Raw genomic sequence first — 18604 nt, 5'->3', positions numbered from 1 at the left:
CTACATATGTATTTTTTATAAAGGGCGGTACGGTCTTATAAAGTAAAGGCTAATAATTAATGGATGATTTTACTCCTCGTTAATAAGGTGCAAATCTTTTCGGTATAAGTTAATTATATCTTTTAAAGCTGCTGCTGCGGCTCCGCGTGGATTTGATGCACCACCAATTGTAGTAACTTGCCCCATCGTATCTGTAAAGAACGTGATCCCTTTTTCTGTCCCATTTACATTTGCTAGTGGATGATTTCTATCTATTTCGTATGGTTCTACTTTAAGAGCCACTTTACCCTCCTGATCCTTATATGCTGAAGCTATTAATTTAATATATTTATTTTGTTCCTTGGCATGTCGAATTTCTTGTTTTGTAACATGTTCGATTCCTTTTATATGTATATCTGCAAGCGTATTTTCTGTTCCCATTAAACTGTTTGTCAAAAGTAACAATTTACAAGCACTATCAGAACCACTTACATCTAATATTGGGTTCGTTTCAGCAATCCCTTTACTTTGCGCTTCTTTTAGTGCTTCTTCAAACGTAATATCTTCCTCATTCATTTTCGAAAGAATATAATTTGTAGTCCCGTTTAATATTCCTTCTATTTTTTCAATATGACATCCAGCTAAACTAAATTGCCCAATATCTAGAGTCGGTAATGCGGCCGCAGTTGCACCACTATATCGAATTCGTACATTTGCGATTTTTGCTGCATCATTTATTTCTCTCCAGTTTGTAACGAGTGCGCCTTTTGAAATTGCTACAATATCCATATGTTTCTCAATCGCTTGTTTTATATATTGCTTTCCTGGATTTCCATCTTTAAGGTTTGTAACTGTTGATTCCACGAGTACTGTACCACTTATGTTATCTGTTGCTCGTTCCTTCGGATTATACTCAATATATTCTTCAATTGCAGAGCTACCGCCACCATACCTTAATAAGTGATGAATAGATAAACCATCCTCATTATGAATTGCAACATTTCTACCTAACACGCCACTTACAATTAATTGAATCCCATATGTTTCATATATATATAAATATTTTTCATTTATTAATTTTATAAACTCTCTTCCTACTGTTCCATATCCTGATAATACAACTTGAATTTTCATAATATCCCCCCATATTTTTCTACCATATCCCTCTTTCAATATAATATAAAGCGCCCTCGAATTCCATCGAGAGCGCTTTATTATTACCTATCTCGGTAAACTTGATAGCTTTTCTGCAATTGTTCTATAAAACTCTTGAATATTAGAAAAACCTAACGTGTCTGAAACACTAAGTCCTACCATATCGAGATGGTCCCAATTTGCTTTCGTTTCAATATGATTCCATTTTCCCATCTGTAAAGTCTCATTATTATTTACCGCAGTATTAGAAGAAGGCGCGATCATAGAATTTGTATTTACTACACCATCATTTTGCCACCAAGAAGTATCAATTAATGGACGGTTTACTTCATATCTTGCATAGGAACCTAAGAAAAATGCATTACCCATTAACACTTTATTCATTGTTATATGAGGTAAATGTAAACCTGTTATAGGTGCTGCTTGTGAGGCATGTCCACTATAGGATAAGTAATACACATCTGATTGCGTCTTTACCCAATTATTCAGCTCTTTTGCACCATCTGTACTTAAATCCCATTGACTTATATCTTTTGTATCTTTCCAAAGTGTACTATTTACAATACGATCAGTGTATTGTAAAAAAGACTCTCCAGTATTCTTTTTTATACCCCATTGATCCAATTTAAAATCATATAACGATAAATTATTATTCCCTCCAAAACTTGCAGCTGTAATGAGTAAATCTTTAACGAACGGTAGTAGAAGACTACCATCCGCAAGTGTAGTGCCATTGTGAGGAGTTGCTAATGTTGTCACACTATGAACATATGATTTCTTACCCTCAAATAGTGGTGATATATTCGTGTTCGGATGATTTTTCACATAATTTTTTTCTTCAAAACTACCTTCTTTTAATAGATGTACTAATGTTCTAATCGTTTGTCCACCCATGCTATGCCCAACTAAATGAACTTTATTTGTTTCACTCCAATTCGATGCAAAACCACTATAAGCTCTGCCAAAACGATTATGTCCATGTTTCTCAGCATGTGCGGCACCGTATTCAACTGTACCACCATTAATTTGCGCATATAATTCACATGCGCGATCCCAGTTACTAGAAACAGGTCCAACAGCAGCAGTATGTACTGTATAGCCACTTCTTTTTAAATCCTCTTGTATATCATGAACACCACCCCAATATTTAACTCCTAACATTTCCTCTCTACCCCACCCTGCAAAACCATTCACTAGTATGATAGGATAATTATTTTGTTGCTTCTCTTCAGCGTATGTTGTTTTTACTGTGAACGAAAAAACAATCATTAGTGCGAAAAAACATATTTTTAAAATTAACTTCCCCATTCTTTCTCCCCCCTTAATAAAACGTTTACATATTTCTATTAAAAAAGAGTTCTTAACTTAAACATAATGTAAAGTATTTTATATACATTGTATATACAGAAAACATACGCAAATGTTGATAAATATTAAATCAAGTAAGCATTTACTTTTTAGAATACAACTTGTAAATCTTATTATTTGAATTTATAATTAGATTTAGTTTCCTCATGTTAAATAGCTTTAAAAATCATAAGAAAACTAATTCCATTACTTAAGGAGGAGGAAAAGCCATGCAAATCGGATTAAATATTCATACATTATCTCAACCTACTAAAATAACTCCATCTAACCTTGAACATAATACTATCTCTTCTACTAAACTTGAAGATAAAAAATCAAATGATCCCATCAAATTTGATATCCGTTCATCTGAAAAAGAGATGAAACAACCTGAGCATAAATTTAATGAATTAGATTTATGGAAGATGTTAAAAGATAAAGGTATTCCTTTATGGATTATACTTGAAATGCTACAAAAGGCCCGTAAAGAAAAGGAAGCTCAAGATAGTTCGGTTCAATATTCAAATGGTATTGAAGAAACGAACGAGACACGATTAAATGAAGTAATGTAAGTTGTTTAAATGGTATTAAAAAGAGTTCAAGGTTGATAAAATTTCTATCAACCTCGAACTCTTTTTTAAGATTTTTCTCCAATCGTTATAAACTGGAATGACACCTCCCCTTTATAATCTTTAATTAACTTTTCTACTTTTACTGTTTCATTTATTAATGTATTATCTGTCGACATTTTAGGTTTTTCATCACCTAAAGACTTTTTCAAGTGGAGCAGGTGCATTTTCGTCTCTTTTGCATTTATTTCTTTATACACGCTATCTTTTGCTACAATTACATACCATTGCGTTTGATATTTACGAGTGTTACCTATCCAAGCATCACTTCCGTATTTAACAGCAATCGCCTTGCCTTCTAATTCAATACTTTTCATAGTCTTTTTTTCTTCTTGTGCAAATAATAGTGAGCCCTCTTTTGGGAAACTCGGTAACGTATCTATATGTCTAGAAGTGGATCCATTATCTCTTTTACGAAAAACCTTTGTTTTAATCAACGCTTGCGCTGTAGATTCATTTAAAATTAATACTTGCCCATTTCCAGATGTACCTGTTTTCACAGAAAACACTTCATTTTCTTTCGTAATTTCCTGATAACGATTCATAATTGATAAAATATTATTTTCATCTCCAATAATTAGTACACCGTTAGCTGGAAATCTGTTTTCATTTTTAGAGCATGCACTTAAAGTTATTAACATTAATATACTTAAAATGAAAATAGATAATATTTTCTTCATCACAGTTCCTTTCATAACTCAAATTGTTTTTACAAGCTTTTATGCAGTCTTACTTGCTGATATTCTCTACTGTTCCATGGTTTTATATAGCTTTTGTAAATAACGCCAACGAGTTATATAGAAATATAAAACTTGTATACAAATAAACGAAATTAAAATTACAATAGAACTATTTAAAATAGAGAAATCGACTAATTGTTGCAATGCCATATATGCAACCACTGTGTGAATTACTGCAATGATTATTGGTAAAAAGAACATTAATAATAACTGTCTCGTTACCACTTTTTTCAACTCTCGTTTACTTAATCCCATTTTCGAAATCATTTTATATTGTTGTTGATCGCGATCCAAATCAGTATATAACCGGAAGTAAATAAAACTAGCGGCGAATGTGAAAAAGACGATTCCAACTAAAACACTTGCCATCAGTAATAATCCATTTGTTTGTTTTGCCTCTAACAAATTTAAAGTCAAAGCTTGAAAATAGAAATTACCTTCTCTTGCATCTTCATCGAATATACTATTTAATTGATTTGAAATTTTTTTCGTCTTTATCCAGTCATCTACAACAAATCCGTAAGTACGATTTTGAATAACTACATCATCTTGATTGGTATTAAAAGGAATACCATCATATACACGATCTTGAACTGCGATAAAAATACCGCTAGTATCATGTGGCAAAACTAAATTTTCTACAGCTTTTTTCACACGAAATATTTTTGTCCAATCTCCTTCAATGACTTCAATATTCTTTATATAATCACCATTTTTAAATTCTTGTTTTTGTGATACCATTCCAGGGATTAGTAATATTTCATCTTCTTTTTCAATTGTTTCTTGTTGATACCCTAGTGCTCTCGCAAGGTCGTTATATTCACTTAACTTCATTACATATACATTATTTTCTGTATATTTATAAGAAGATGAAGCCGTCCGATATGGAATATTCGCATCAGCAAGATGTTTTTTTATAATAGAGAGATGTTTATCCACCATTTTGTCTTTTTCAGGACCTACATAAAGAAACGTATACGGATTTGTCATCCTTACCAATTCTTTATTCCCAATAGCAGCTGTAGTGCCAATTGCTGTAAAAGCAACCGCTGAAATAATAGACACTATAAAAAACATCGTTGCATTATCTTTCATACGGTAAATTAATTCTGAAAACGTTAATATATTTGTTCTCTTTAAAAAGAAAGATTCACTCCTTTTCGCAAGATACAATATATAAACGCTACATTGTGTATATAAAAAGTACGTTCCTATAATTACTAAGAGCACACCCATTCCGAGCATAATAAAACTGTGATTTTGAATAAAGCGAAATACTGAAATATATCCATACCCTATACTAATTAAAGAAAGTAACGATAATATTATTGAAGCTTTCGGTTCAGGCTTTGGCTTTTCTCCAGCTTGAATAAGTTCCACAAGTTCGGTTACTTTAACCGTTTTAAATGTAACTAACGAAACGATTAAAAATAAGACTAGAAACGTGAAAACTGTTAATAATACAGCCTGCACTGGTATATAAAAAGGTAAGCCATTACTAATCATTAATACACTGGCACTGATTAGTAAAACTAGTTTAGAAAATATGAGGCCGATGAGTATCCCAATACAAATTGAGCCAAGTCCAATTAACATATTTTCAATTAGCAATAGCTTCTTAAGCTGTCTCATCGACATACCGTGCATCATTAAAATGCCAAATTCTTTCTTACGTGTTTTTAAAAACGAGCTCACTGAATATAAAATAAAGAAAAATGAAAATACAAAAATCAAACCTTGGGATACTTGAAATCCAAATGTACCAAATGTACTTATTGTTTTACTTGTCGATTTTAACTCCCCCTGTAAATCAGGATGGAATAATAAAAGTGCATACGTAAAGAAAATCATAATCGAAAATGCACTACTTAAAAAATGGGCAGCATATGTACGCTTATTTCGAAAAATATTATTAAATGCGAACTGACGAAAAGTCATGCCTTTTCCCTCCTAACAAAGAAAGGACATCCATAATCTTTTGATAAAAAGTTTGTCGACTTTCACCACGATAAATTTCGTTATATAGTTGACCATCTTTAATGAAAATTACTCGGCTACAAAAACTAGCTGCATACGGATCATGTGTAACTAACATCATCGTTGCCTTTTCTTCCTTATTAAGCGTATCCAGCATCTCCATTACATCATTTGAAGATTTAGAGTCTAAATTTCCGGTCGGCTCATCGGCAAGTAATAATTGCGGCTTATGAACAATTGCACGAGCAATTGCTGTTCTTTGAGCTTGTCCCCCTGAAATTTCAAACGTTCTTTTATTCAATATATCTGTAATATTTAATTTCGCTGCAATTTCTTCTACTCTTTTGTTCATTTCTCGCACAGAAACACCATCTAAAGTCATTGGCAATACGATATTTTCCTTTACTGTAAGTGTGCTAAGTAGATTAAATGATTGGAATACAAATCCTAATTGTTTTCTACGGAATAAAGCTAAATCTTCAGAGGATAACTGGAAAGGATTTGTCCCATTTATTATTATTTCTCCTGATGTGGGAGAGTCGATAGTAGATACCATATTTAATAACGTTGTTTTCCCGCTCCCTGATGGCCCCATAATACCTATAAATTCACCTTCTTGAATTGATAAATCAATATCTACTAATGCTTTAAAAGGCACTTTCCCTTTATATACTTTACTAATACTTTTTGCATGTAAAATTTCCATTTATATTCTCCCTTCATTTGCACTTCTTACAATAGAGTGTAAATGAATTGTCTTATAACTCATATTGATTCATCTTTCATTTATCTTACACGCTTGTAAGATTTCTAAAAAAACTGATAATAAAACTGTTTCCAAACTAAAATAAATGCATAACTATCTTATAATAATTATATAGTGGCAGGAAATACAATAGTATATCAAAACTTTATTATATAAATGCAAAAAGCTTAGAGTTATAGCTCTAAGCTTTTTTGCACTGTATGATCATTCCCTTTAAAGAGCACTATTTTTTATCCATTCGGATTTACTCAATACATAATGATTAAAAATTTGACTTTCTATCGTCTGTTGACTCAAAAAAACAAACCTGCATTTTTCAATAACTTTATTTGACGGTACGTTATTAATTAATGCAATTGCGTTAAGGACATCCACATTTGTATTTTCAAACAAATAGCCGATCAAGCCTTGTGTCGCATTCGTTGCATATCCATTATTATGATATTCACTTGAAACAGCATACATAATTTCTCTATTCGGTGCAGGAAGCTCATCTTTCATACCTGTGCAGCACCATCCAACAAATTCATTTGTAGTTTTCTTAAATATTCCTAGTCTTAATATGTGATCATCTATGTTAGACGTAGTTCTCACTGCATGAAGAAATGCTTTGTTTTCTGGTATTTCTTCATTTGTAACCCAATTAACTCGTTGTTCTTTCGTTGATTTCCAGTCTGGTAAAAACTTTTCTATTTCTGGTTGATTTGCTATTTTATAAATACTCTCTGCATCTTTGACCGTAAACTCTTGTAGGTATATATCTCCACAATCTATTTTAAATAAATTAGTCAAACTCTCTTCTCCCCCTTCCCTTACGTTAAAGCGCCTTAATCTGCTTCGTAAGTTCCATAAACCGTTCGTCTAGTTCTTTATATTCTTTGTCTTTAGAAGTTAAAAAGCTTAATTTCCCTAATACTTCTTGTCTTTCTGTTTCTAACGTTAAACGTAGCTCTTCCATTTCATCTCTAGTTTTCGTAGGTTCTTCAAGCTGTTTTTGTATCGTATTGTTTAAAAACAAGAGCTTTGCGTTAGTTGTTTTCTCCAGAAAATATCGATCGTGAGAAACGATTACGAGTGTTCCGTTATACTCAGCTAATGTATTTTCAAGCTGTTCACGTGAAGGTAGATCAAGGTGATTCGTCGGTTCGTCTAAAATAAGTACATCTTTTTCATCTAAAATATAAGCCATGAGCTTACATTTCACTCTTTCTCCCATACTCATATACTCAATTGGCTCTTTCCATTGAGAAGCTTGGAATCCTAAATGTTTCATTAAATTTTGGACTTTTCCTCTCTTCTCAAATGTCTCTTTATAAAATAAATCTTCTGGTGTTTTATCAAGCGGTAAATCAAATACTTCTTGTGTTAAATATCCAATGTTTGCTGATGGTGAAATCCATACTTCTCCTTCGACAGTTTCTGTTCCCATAATCATCTTTAGTAACGTTGTTTTCCCGCTACCGTTTGGTCCAATAATCGCAACCTTTTCACCGTGCTGAATTGTAAAATTAACGTTTTCAAATAATATCCGATTATTAAATTCTTTCCGTAATTGTTTTACTTCTAAGAAACGTTTTCCTACTTTTTTACTCGCTTGAATAGAAAATTCAACTGAATACTCTTCTTTCACACGTTCTATCTTCGTTTTCTCCAGCTCTTTTTCGAGGCGTTTTCGTTTTGATTTAACTTGCGCGTCCATTCGCTTCGCCTTTACACGATAAAACTCTTTCACTCCTTCTTGTTTTGTAGACTGCGCATGTGCCTTTTGTGACCATGAACTTAATTCTTTTATATGTGTTTCTACTTGTTCTATCTTCTTTTGTTGTTTTTCATATTCACGCTGCTGCGTCAATCTTTTATGCTCACGTTCTTTCATATAACTTGTATAATCACCAATATGATCAATTAATTTCTTATCCTCAATTGACCATATTCTAGTTGCGACAACATCTAAAAAGTATCGATCATGTGATACGACGATAACTGTACCTTTCATATTTTTTATTTGCTTAATGAGAAATTCCGTACTCATCTCATCTAAATGATTTGTCGGTTCGTCTAAAATTAAAACATTAGGATTTTCAGCAAACCCTTTTGCTAATCGAACTTTCAGCTTTTCGCCACCACTTAAAGTAAGGAAATCGTTCGTTGGCACACCCCATTTCGCAAGAAGTTCGGCTTCTTTTGCAATCATATCCTTACTAACGAAAGATTCTTTTTCTTGTTCAACATATGCTGTTGTCACATTCATTTGCATCCATTCAACAGTGCCTTTTGATGGTTCAATTTTCCCATTTATTAATTGAAGTAACGTTGATTTACCAGCCCCGTTTTTACCAATTAACCCGATAACATCCCCTTGTCTTACTATCACATTCATTTTCTCTAACAAAGTATTTTCCTTTATTTCAACATAAACATCATTTAATTTTAATAGTTCTTTCATAATACCGATCCCTTTCATTAAGGGAGAATAAAAAAATCCTCCCAAATAAATTTGGCAGGATTAGTCGTTAAAATATTTACACCCAAATAAGCTATTGCGTAACATAAATAGCAATACCGCTGTATGGAAATTGGGCAGACTAATCCTATTTTTTAGAAATTGAAATTTATTGAATTTCAACATTTAAAAATAAGATTAGTTAATCATCGTCCACCCATCATTCCTTTCCGTCGTTAATAACCATATTGTACCATGATAGTACTGTATGAGTAAATACAATTATATGTGCTATTATTATGATTGCTTTCTTCTAGGTCTATTTATCATTTCTTAGCTTCAAATTGAATAAGAATACTTTATTTTTCTTTAGATTTCACTAATAATATCCTTCTAAGCATTCCCTCTTATATAATTTTTATATAACTGTATGATTAATTTTATATTATACATACTACATTTCAGTTTTTATAATAAAGTTATCATTTTTAAGGAGGGATTCTACAATGGAATTTAGCAAACTCGGAAACAGTGGATTAACAGTAAGTAAGATTGCATACGGTAACTGGATAAATCATGGTGGAAAAGTAAATGAAGATACTGCAAATGAATGTGTGAAAGCTGCATTAGATGTTGGAATTACAACATTCGATACTGCAGATGTTTATTCGGACACTATTGCTGAGGAGATACTTGGTCGCTCTTTGAAAGGACTACGCCGAGAAAGTATAGAGCTTTGTACAAAAGTTTGCCATCCAACCGGACCTGGAAAAAATGATCGTGGATTATCACGCAAACATATTATAGAAAATTGTAATGCATCGTTACAACGGCTACATACAGAATACATTGATGTCTATTATGCACATCGATTCGATACAACAACTCCTCTTGAAGAAACAATGTTAGCGTTCTCAGATCTTGTAAGACAAGGTAAAGTCCTTTATTTAGGTGTAAGTGAATGGACATCGGAGCAAATCACACGCGGTGCAGCACTTGCCCGAGAATTGAACATTCCTCTTATCGCTAGCCAGCCTCAATATTCGATGTTATGGCGAGTGATCGAAACAGATATAATACCTACATGTCAACGTGAAGGACTTGGTCAAGTTGTTTGGTCTCCCCTCGCACAAGGTATTCTCACTGGAAAATACCAACCAGGTAAACCAATTCCTGCTCAATCACGTGCTAATTCAAATGCGGGAAAACCGTTTTTTAACAAACTCGTACAACGTTGGATGAGTGATAATGTACTTACTGCTATACAAAAACTTAATCCTATTGCACAAGAAAATCATCTCACCCTACCTCAACTCGCAGTTGCTTGGGTACTACAAAATCCAGCTGTTTCCTCTGCTATTATTGGCGCTTCCAATCCGGAGCAAATAAGAGAAAATGTAATTGCTTCTAATGTTACATTGTCACCTGAAATTATGGGTCAAATTGATAGTGTGCTAAAAGGTTTCATTGAATATGATCCAAGTAAAACAGGTTAAATCATCAGTGACTTAACAATAAATATAGTACCTTTCCAAATTCACTACTGCCCATCCAATCAAGATGGGCCTTTATTTTTCAAATTCAAGTTGTGAAGTCTTATAAATCTCTCTAACAACTGCTAAGAAGTTCTCGAGTACGACGGACTTTTCATCTTGTCTCCATCCAGCGTATAAATTTATCTCCGGTGTATTTTCTTGAATCTCTTTATACATGACTCCCGATTTTTTATAACTTTCCACTGATGATGGAACGACAGAAATCCCCATACCTGCTGCAACTAAATTAACAATCGTCTGCATTTGAATCGCCTCTTGAACAATATTTAAACTTACTCCATGTTCCCAAAAGTAACTAATAATTAAATCATAAAAGTTCGTACCGAAATGACGAGGAAATAAAACAAATGGTTCATCTACTAGTTCTTTAATAGAAATATTAGGTAACGAAACTAATGGGTGACTTTCATATAAAACCAATTTTAAACGTTCTTTGGAACAAACTTCGGAAGATAATATTTCATTATTTTGCATAGAACGAATAAATCCAATGTGAATTTGTTTTTCATAGAGCGCTTTTATTTGCTGGTCTGTTGTCATCTCACGTAATATAAGCTGAATTTTAGGAAACCGTTCTCGAAACGTTTTTAATATGTTTATAACCGTTTCTATAGAATCAACAAAACCGATGATTAAATGCCCGATCTTCCCTTCATCCGCGAGCTGTGTTTCTTTAATGGTTCTATCGACTTGAAGTAACGTTTGTCGCGCACCTTCTAAAAAGATTTTCCCCGCATCGGTAAGCTCAACCATCCTTTTTGTCCTGTGAAGAAGTTGAACACCTAATTCTTCTTCCAACTTTCGAATTTCTTGACTTAAAGGCGGTTGTGCCATCATAAGACGTTCTGCCGCACGACTAAAGTTTAATTCTTCTGCCACTGTTATGAAATATTTCATTTTACGAATATCCATTACAATCCCCCTAACATTCACAACTAGTAAAAAAACCCTCCTTCTAATAAATTGTAAATAAAAACAGGAGGAAACTATATCAATCCCTTTTCGTTTCTTTTTTATCATAAATCATGCCATAAAAATACGAGAGATTTATAATAAGTTGAATTACATGACTTGGGTAATTTCATTACTTTCATATATTATTTGATTTACCATTTGGTTGAGTAACGAGTACTTGATATTTTTATTCACCTAATTATAAAAACAAAATGTTATTCGTTACCCAATAACCACTTATTGTTTTTCGATAAATTTTTATTGATTACTACCCTATAATAAGCTATTATATGTTTGTAGAAAATATTAATCTAAGGATTGATTTTATGGACAGGACATTAAAAATCACAAAATTAAATATGTTTTTAAGGATTTATCTCATCCCGATTATAGTAGGGATAATTGTTGGTATACTAACTAAATTGGGGCAAGGTATACTTCCAGGACATTGGAATTCATTAGCGAATCTAGGAAGTGTTTGGTTAGTTCCATCCTTTTTTGTAGCTAGCTTTAGTTATTCTCAGCGTACAGCTATACTTTCTGGCATCCTTGCACTACTTGGTATGGTATTAGGCTACTATGGCTATGCAATAGTTATTACAAATGTAGCTCACTCTATTTATTTTATATCTGTATGGATCGTATGTGCATTTATAGGGGGAACTATCTTTGGAATTGCAGGTTTTCTATGGAAAGATGCTACAAATCCACTTCATAAATTCGGAAGCGCACTTATTAGTGGAGTTTTTGTAACGGATGGACTTCACATTCTTTTAAATTTTGAAGACTATAGTCATATGTTACCTGTTGGATATACCGAAGTGATAGTCGGGATTATCTTCATTCTTGTATTAGAACGCTCTAATGCTAATCGAATTTCTTCTTTCTTAATGATGGTTCCTATCATTATTTTAGGATTAATTGGATATAAACTATTAAGTTTGTTTACTTAATTACAATACTGTTTCATGAAAAAATAAAAGACAAATTCTATTATAATCTACAAAAAATATCACGAATTCGAACATTATACTTATTAATGTTGATACACTTATTCATAGGATGGATTCATGAAGCTATCTCTTTCAAACGGGTGGCTTTTTTCTTACAAAAACTATTTATCAGCTTTTTATTAAATACTTCTAATTTAACAATCGTATTTAATAGCGTGTCGTTAAACATACTAAGATGACCTTTTACCATTTCATATAATCGCCATAAGGTGAAACTTTAATCAATGGAAGTTTTCTTCATCCCCCACTAATTATTAGTTGAACCAATCGGACTGCCCATTAAAGCGGGATAAAATAAGGCTAAAAAACTTATCTCCAAAGTTCTTTAGCCTAAGTCACTTATTTACACATTAAAAAATATAATTCGTACAACGGTACCTTTACCAACTTCTGAATGGATTTCTACACTATGTCCTAATTGTTTCGTAATTTCATATACAAGATATAGCCCCATTCCGGTTGATTCTTTAAAATCTCTACCATTTTCTCCTGTAAAGAAAGGTTTAAACACTCTTGGTACATCTTGCTTCGGAATTCCTACACCACTATCGATAATTTCAAGTATAACGTTATTACCTTCCTTACAAGCATTTACTTTAATCTTCTCTCTACTACCTGACGAATATTTAATCGCATTCGATAGTATTTGTCCAATTAAAAATTGTAACCATTTCGCATCACTTTCCACAGTAATATCCTTATCAATTGTAAGCTCTGGATATACAAAATTCCGGATGAAGAAGCGTTTATGTTCATGCACGGAATCATTCACTATTTTATGTAGCTGTACTTTTTCCACATAAAAATCTTGTGTAAATGCTTCTAAACGTGCGACATACAAAGCCATCTCTAACCCCTTTTTCAACCTATCTGTTTCCTCATTTATACTTTCAAAACGTGGGTCTACTTCATCCTGTGTAATCAATTCTATTACAGATAGAGGTGTTTTCATTTGATGTATCCACTGGTTCATAAAGGTTAAATGATCACTATTTTTTCTCTCTTGTATTTGCAGCTGATTTTGATAATGGCGATATTGCACCTCAAGTAGGTCTTGAAGCGCAGTAGATACAGCTGAAAAATCAGATTTTTGAACAGATTCATCCAAAGATTCAAGCGGATTTGCTAATCGTTCATAAAAAGAGCGATGTGTAAAGTAACGAAATACTAAATAACTCAACATAAAAAATGCACCTAAAAACATTGCATATAATGCCGTTGCAATATGGTTATGCCCATCAAACCAATATACAAGAAATATGGCTAGTAGTTGGATTGCTGTAAAACAAATAAGTGGTATATGATCTCGAATAAACAATCTTATCATTTTTCCATACCAGTATCCCAAGTAATATGTAATCTATAACCGACACTACGAATCGTTTCAATTGCATCTTCAATCTGTAATGTTTTTAACTTTTTACGCACTCGAGTTGTATTTACGCTTAAAGTATTATCATCAACATAAGATTCGCTATCCCATAATTTATTTAATAGCACTTCTCTACCCACAACACGCGGATAATTTTTCATTAACATCTCTAATAAAATAGCTTCATTTCTTGTTATATCAATCTCTTGATTCTTAAGCTTCAATACAAGCCTTTCGGGATATAAACAAAGACCTTGTTGCTCAACCATCCGTTCTTCTACTTTCGGTGCATAATCTCCGTAAGCACGTCTTAAATGACTACGAATTTTAGCCATTACAACTTCGTAATGGAATGGCTTTGAAATAAAATCATCGCCACCGTTTTCAAGCGCCATAACTTGATCCATCGTGCCTTCACGAGCCGAAATAAATAGTATCGGACATGTAGAAACTCCACGAATTTGACGACACCAATAGTAACCATCAAAACTTGGTAAATTAATATCTAATAAAACTAACTCTGGTTGTTCTTCTAAAAAAATGTTTAATACATTTTGAAAATCCGATACAATAATTCCTTCGTATCCATATTTCGCGACATGTGTTGATAATAGTTCTGCAATTTTCATATCGTCTTCTACAATCATAATTTTAACCATATGTTTACTCCTTTTTCGATCCACAATCTTATATTCAATTATATAAAGTGAAACTTTAATCAGTGGGGGTTTTCTTCATCTCCCACTGATTATTAGTTGAACCAATCGGACTTTTATGGGCAGTTGATCCCCCACCTAACTTCTTTGCTTTCGCTGAATTTTGTGGTGGGGGCCTTACTGACCATTAAAGCGGGATAAAATAAATACTACCTTTTTTTATATAATCCGTAAATCCAAAAAGGATACTTTTATACAACAGCATCCTTCTTCTATTATTTCTTATTTAATATGAAATTCACTCAAAGTAAATCTCAATTGCTCCACATAATTCATACCTAATTCCATCCGAGCAGTCTTCAATGGATCCACAACTTGGCAAATTTTCAAATTACCTGCAGCTGATAATAAAAGCGTTGCATCAGCTTTAGACATTTCTAATTCTTCATGTAAAAATGTCACCATATTACGTACAGCACGATTCGCTGCATCATCTAACAATTTCTCTGAAGCAATCGTCATTACTTTTTCTTTTTGAATAGCCATTGGTAGTGGCCATTTCTTTCCTTTTATAATTTGAACTGTTACAGTAACCTCACCAGCAACCTCTACTCCACTAACACCAATTTCACCATCACCCATCGCCGCGTGTAAATCACCTAATGCTAATAGAGCGCCAGGAACATTTACAGGTAATAGTAATGTTGTCCCTTCTTTTATTTCTTTACAGTCCATATTACCGCCGTGATCATGCGGAGTGCCACATGAAATACTCTCTTCTTTCGGCGCAGTACCAATAACACCAATCATTGGATTAATCGGAATTTGTAGTTCATTTGAAAACAAAACATGTTCATTATGTATCGGGACAATTTTCACTGTATTTCCGTTTAAATCTTCACCCATTACGCCAAGATTCGTTCCAGTAGTTAAAACACCTTGCTCTGCAATTTTAATCTTTTCAATCGATACAACTAAAATATCACCAGGTTCTGCACCATTAATATATACTGGACCAGTCGCTGGATTAATTCGGTTCCAATCTAATTCTTGAAACGCAACATCTTCAGAGTCAATTTGATTTTCAAAGCAATCATATGTTTCAAATACAAGACGACTCCCTACTTCTACTGCCATACAAGGCTGATTATCTGGTGACATTGCGTAAACGATATGTTCTTTATGAATGCGATACATGTTATCTCTCCTTTTTTATATTACTCTACAATTATTAATTAGCTTTTTTCGTAAAAGCTCCTTTTAATATTTATTGATATTTACATATAGAAAAGCACTTAGCTTATTTTCATACATACACTCTTTACTATAACAGGTAAAGAAAGGTGGTAGCACTATGCCCCTTATTCCATATAACGAAAGCGATGTGGATTTGCTAGCTCGCTTAATTCGTGCTGAAGCTGAAGGAGAAGGTCGACAAGGTGAACAACTTGTTGGTTGCGTAGTAGTAAATCGTGTATTTTGTGATTGCTTAGATTTTAAACAACTTCGATCTGTGCGTGATGCAGTATATCAAAATCCCGGTGGATTTGAAGCAGTGCAATACGGATATTTTTATCAGCGTGCTCGCGAATCAGAAAAAGATATCGCAAGAAAAGTTTTACAAGGTGAATGGCGCTGGCCAGCACGATGGGCTCTTTGGTATTTTCGTCCAACTGGATCTTGTCCACCTGAATGGTATAACCAACCGTTTGCAGGGCAATTTAAAAGTCATTGTTTTTATGAACCTCGTGGTGATGAATGTTCGAAAATGTATTCACGATAGCAAAATTTGAAACGCAAGTACTTAAATCTCTGAGTACTTGCGTTTCTTTTAGATTGTTTAGAAATCTAATAATGCGATGAACTTTTCAACTCCCACAACATGTATTAATAACGGTATACGTGGGCCGCTAGACTGATTCATAATGAGCCTATATATAATCAAAAACAATTGTTTTTGATTTTCTTTCATTATTTTTTTATTTTCATGATGACAAATTGAATACAAATTTTCCATTAAGTTAGAGTAATCTTTATTAGAACGAAGTATTTTGCAAACTTCTACTAACCATTCTTTCTGTCTTTCATCTAATGTGTTGTAAAACTCTGTATTTCTCTCTTGATTTACCGCAATTAATTTTTCAGATTGAAAGTTTCTTATCCAATACTCTGCGCGGTTACATATCGCTATCATAGCATCTAATGTATAACTTCTATCTATTTTTTCTAATGTATCTTGTAAAATAGATGAATCAAAATTTAATAGTGGTAACGTTCCTGCTACTTGGTTAAATTTCGGATATTCTTTAAACCCACTATCAACTCTAGAGAGTTTAATTGCATCAAATAAATCTTCATTTTTGAGCATTTTATTCTCATAACTATCTTTCAATCGTTCATATTCTGTATAATTGCGAATCACATCTTCATCAAGACCGATATGAAAAGCTGCGTTTGGTCTATATTTAGCAAACATGAAAAGAATCACTTCTGGTAAATACACTTTTAACAACTCACTAGGTGTAATACTATTCCCTGAAGAACTAGACATTTTTTCGTGATGCCCTTTTATTCCTATGAAATCATACGCAACGTAATGAGGAGCTTCACGATTAAATATTTCTTTTGCGATTTCCTTGGATACATTATAACTACCCGTTTCCGATGAATGATCTCTTCCACCCGGTTCAAAAATAACATCCTCTATCATCCACCTCATCGGCCAATCGATTTTCCAATTCAGTTTCATTTTATTTGTATTTAATACTGATAATTCATTTTGATTTCCACATACACATTCATACTGAACTGATTTTAATACTTCATCAAAATGTGTAATCGTTGTTGCATCTTTCCCGCATTTTTCACAATATAATGTAACTGGATAAAAGCTCTCTCGCTCTTCTTCACTACACTCTCCAGTTTTAAAACCCATTAAAATATCATATATTTCTTTTCTTTTATATAAAGACTCGAATATATTTTCGTTATACCGTCTGCTTCTATATTCAGCATGTTGATTTATGAATTCCACTTCAATTCCAAATGCTTGAAGAGATTTCTCAAACTCTTTTTCAAAATGCTCTGCATACGAATTATGACAGCCATATGGATCTGGAATATCACAGTACGGCATACCAATATATTTTGCAAAAGATGGATCAATATTTTTAGGAACTTTTCTAAATCTATCATAATCATCCCATGAGAATATAAAACGAGTCTTTTTCCCTAAATCTTGTAGTGCTCTTACCACGAAATACGTCGTTATTATTTCACGAAAGTTCCCGATATGAACAGAACCAGATGGACTTATTCCAGATGCGCAAACAAACGTTTCTTTGTTTGGATGTTTTCTAATTAATTCATGTGCTACTTCATACGCCCAATGCATATGTTACTCACCTCAATTATTATTTGTTTTCACATTTTCAAATTTATGCAATAAAAAAACTCCCACCCCCAAGATTATTCATCTTGAGGACGAGAGTTGTTAGCTTCGCGGTACCACCTCAGTTTGTTAATACGTCGCCATATTAACCTCTTCAGGTACGGCAAAATATGCTTATACCCTATCTCTATAACGGGAGAACCCGTCGCACCATCCCTAAACAAATTAGTTCCTTGCGCAGCTCCAAGTCTTTTTTCATTAAGATGTATACCGCTCTTTCTCAGCTACCAGAGCTCTCTGTACGTATTCTTTCTTAACTACTCTTCTCTTCCATGCCATTTTAAATATTAGTTTTTTCATATGATAATTTATAATACTTTTATTGTCAAACTTTTCCGAACTAAAATTCTATCTAAATAAATGCTTTATCGCTTCTAATTGAATTTTATGACTACATTCATCACAACAATATGTCCCTTTCGGTTTCTCTTTAAATCGCTTATATTTTTCACTTCCTTCGTATACACGGAATATATTTTTACAAGAAAAGCAAACAATTTCATAAAACATCATATGCATTTTCCTCTCCATGTTTATACATTTTTTAATCACTTGAGAAAATCAGT

General features: G+C 33.0%; 17 protein-coding genes and 1 other annotated feature. Of the genes, 4 read left to right on the top strand and 13 right to left on the bottom strand.

Going from position 1 to position 18604, the window contains the following annotated elements; all coding sequences use genetic code 11:
• Positions 1-69: 69 nt before the first annotated feature.
• Entirely contained in the window at positions 70-1113 is a 1044-nt protein-coding gene (locus MR113_RS00250; RefSeq protein WP_242250539.1) for a homoserine dehydrogenase, read from the bottom strand.
• A gap of 87 nt (positions 1114-1200) precedes the next feature.
• Positions 1201-2442 carry an esterase/lipase family protein gene (locus MR113_RS00245; protein ID WP_242250538.1) on the bottom strand — a complete coding sequence of 414 codons (1242 nt, stop codon included), beginning with the start codon at positions 2440-2442 and terminating at the stop codon, positions 1201-1203.
• 269 nt (positions 2443-2711) lie between these two features.
• Here MR113_RS00245 and MR113_RS00240 point away from each other — a divergent pair, with 269 nt between their 5' ends.
• The gene (locus tag MR113_RS00240; protein ID WP_242250537.1) at positions 2712-3053 is read left to right on the top strand and encodes a DUF3914 domain-containing protein; all 342 of its coding nucleotides are present in this window, start codon (positions 2712-2714) and stop codon (positions 3051-3053) included.
• A 65-nt stretch (positions 3054-3118) separates the two neighbouring features.
• Here the strand turns inward: MR113_RS00240 and MR113_RS00235 are convergent, their stop codons facing one another.
• The 5 genes from MR113_RS00235 to abc-f form a co-directional block, all read right to left on the bottom strand.
• Entirely contained in the window at positions 3119-3790 is a 672-nt protein-coding gene (locus tag MR113_RS00235) for a lipoprotein BA_5634 family protein (RefSeq protein ID WP_242250536.1), read from the bottom strand.
• Between the two features lie 66 nt (positions 3791-3856).
• Positions 3857-5788: an ABC transporter permease gene (locus MR113_RS00230; protein WP_242250535.1), complete on the bottom strand. Its 1932-nt coding sequence runs from the start codon at positions 5786-5788 to the stop codon at positions 3857-3859.
• A complete protein-coding gene (locus tag MR113_RS00225) occupies positions 5763-6533 on the bottom strand; it encodes an ABC transporter ATP-binding protein (RefSeq protein WP_242250534.1) in 771 nt (256 codons plus the stop codon). Before MR113_RS00225 ends, MR113_RS00230 begins: the two co-directional genes overlap by 26 nt.
• A 273-nt stretch (positions 6534-6806) precedes the next feature.
• The gene (locus tag MR113_RS00220; protein WP_242250533.1) at positions 6807-7385 is read right to left on the bottom strand and encodes a GNAT family N-acetyltransferase; all 579 of its coding nucleotides are present in this window, start codon (positions 7383-7385) and stop codon (positions 6807-6809) included.
• A gap of 25 nt (positions 7386-7410) precedes the next feature.
• The gene (gene abc-f / locus MR113_RS00215) at positions 7411-9039 is read right to left on the bottom strand and encodes a ribosomal protection-like ABC-F family protein (RefSeq protein WP_242250532.1); all 1629 of its coding nucleotides are present in this window, start codon (positions 9037-9039) and stop codon (positions 7411-7413) included.
• Positions 9040-9542: 503 nt separating this feature from the next.
• On the opposite strand from abc-f, the gene MR113_RS00210 reads away from it, so the two are divergent.
• On the top strand, positions 9543-10532 hold the full coding sequence (locus tag MR113_RS00210; protein ID WP_242250531.1) for an aldo/keto reductase family protein: 990 nt from the start codon (positions 9543-9545) through the stop codon (positions 10530-10532).
• Between the two features lie 72 nt (positions 10533-10604).
• On the opposite strand, the gene MR113_RS00205 is transcribed toward MR113_RS00210, so the two are convergent.
• The gene (locus MR113_RS00205) at positions 10605-11504 is read right to left on the bottom strand and encodes a LysR family transcriptional regulator (protein WP_242250530.1); all 900 of its coding nucleotides are present in this window, start codon (positions 11502-11504) and stop codon (positions 10605-10607) included.
• Between the two features lie 368 nt (positions 11505-11872).
• Here MR113_RS00205 and MR113_RS00200 point away from each other — a divergent pair, with 368 nt between their 5' ends.
• Positions 11873-12499, top strand: a complete 627-nt coding sequence (locus MR113_RS00200; protein ID WP_242250529.1) for a DUF6518 family protein — start codon at positions 11873-11875, stop codon at positions 12497-12499.
• A gap of 403 nt (positions 12500-12902) precedes the next feature.
• On the opposite strand, the gene MR113_RS00195 is transcribed toward MR113_RS00200, so the two are convergent.
• The 3 genes from MR113_RS00195 to MR113_RS00185 form a co-directional block, all read right to left on the bottom strand.
• Positions 12903-13886: a sensor histidine kinase gene (locus MR113_RS00195; protein ID WP_242250528.1), complete on the bottom strand. Its 984-nt coding sequence runs from the start codon at positions 13884-13886 to the stop codon at positions 12903-12905.
• The gene (locus MR113_RS00190) at positions 13883-14590 is read right to left on the bottom strand and encodes a response regulator transcription factor (RefSeq protein WP_046955980.1); all 708 of its coding nucleotides are present in this window, start codon (positions 14588-14590) and stop codon (positions 13883-13885) included. The genes MR113_RS00195 and MR113_RS00190 overlap by 4 nt, the downstream gene beginning before the upstream one ends.
• Before the next feature lie 279 nt (positions 14591-14869).
• Positions 14870-15784: an acetamidase/formamidase family protein gene (locus MR113_RS00185; RefSeq protein ID WP_242250527.1), complete on the bottom strand. Its 915-nt coding sequence runs from the start codon at positions 15782-15784 to the stop codon at positions 14870-14872.
• Between the two features lie 157 nt (positions 15785-15941).
• On the opposite strand from MR113_RS00185, the gene MR113_RS00180 reads away from it, so the two are divergent.
• Positions 15942-16370, top strand: coding sequence for a cell wall hydrolase (locus MR113_RS00180; protein ID WP_242250526.1), 429 nt, complete (start codon positions 15942-15944; stop codon positions 16368-16370).
• 57 nt (positions 16371-16427) lie between these two features.
• Here MR113_RS00180 and lysS read toward each other — a convergent pair whose 3' ends face one another.
• Together lysS and MR113_RS00170 are read right to left on the bottom strand one after the other, a co-directional pair.
• Positions 16428-17981 carry a lysine--tRNA ligase gene (gene lysS / locus MR113_RS00175; RefSeq protein ID WP_242250525.1) on the bottom strand — a complete coding sequence of 518 codons (1554 nt, stop codon included), beginning with the start codon at positions 17979-17981 and terminating at the stop codon, positions 16428-16430.
• Positions 17982-18063: 82 nt separating this feature from the next.
• Positions 18064-18320 (bottom strand) — a binding site (T-box leader).
• A gap of 66 nt (positions 18321-18386) precedes the next feature.
• On the bottom strand, positions 18387-18557 hold the full coding sequence (locus MR113_RS00170; RefSeq protein WP_064774857.1) for a DUF2197 domain-containing protein: 171 nt from the start codon (positions 18555-18557) through the stop codon (positions 18387-18389).
• Positions 18558-18604: the final 47 nt, after the last annotated feature.

This window comes from Bacillus cereus group sp. BfR-BA-01379 (genome assembly GCF_022663605.1).
Lineage (GTDB): Bacteria > Bacillota > Bacilli > Bacillales > Bacillaceae_G > Bacillus_A > Bacillus_A mobilis.
The sequence above is the reverse complement of the archived record's forward strand: the minus strand, read 5'-3'. Positions and strand labels throughout refer to the sequence as shown.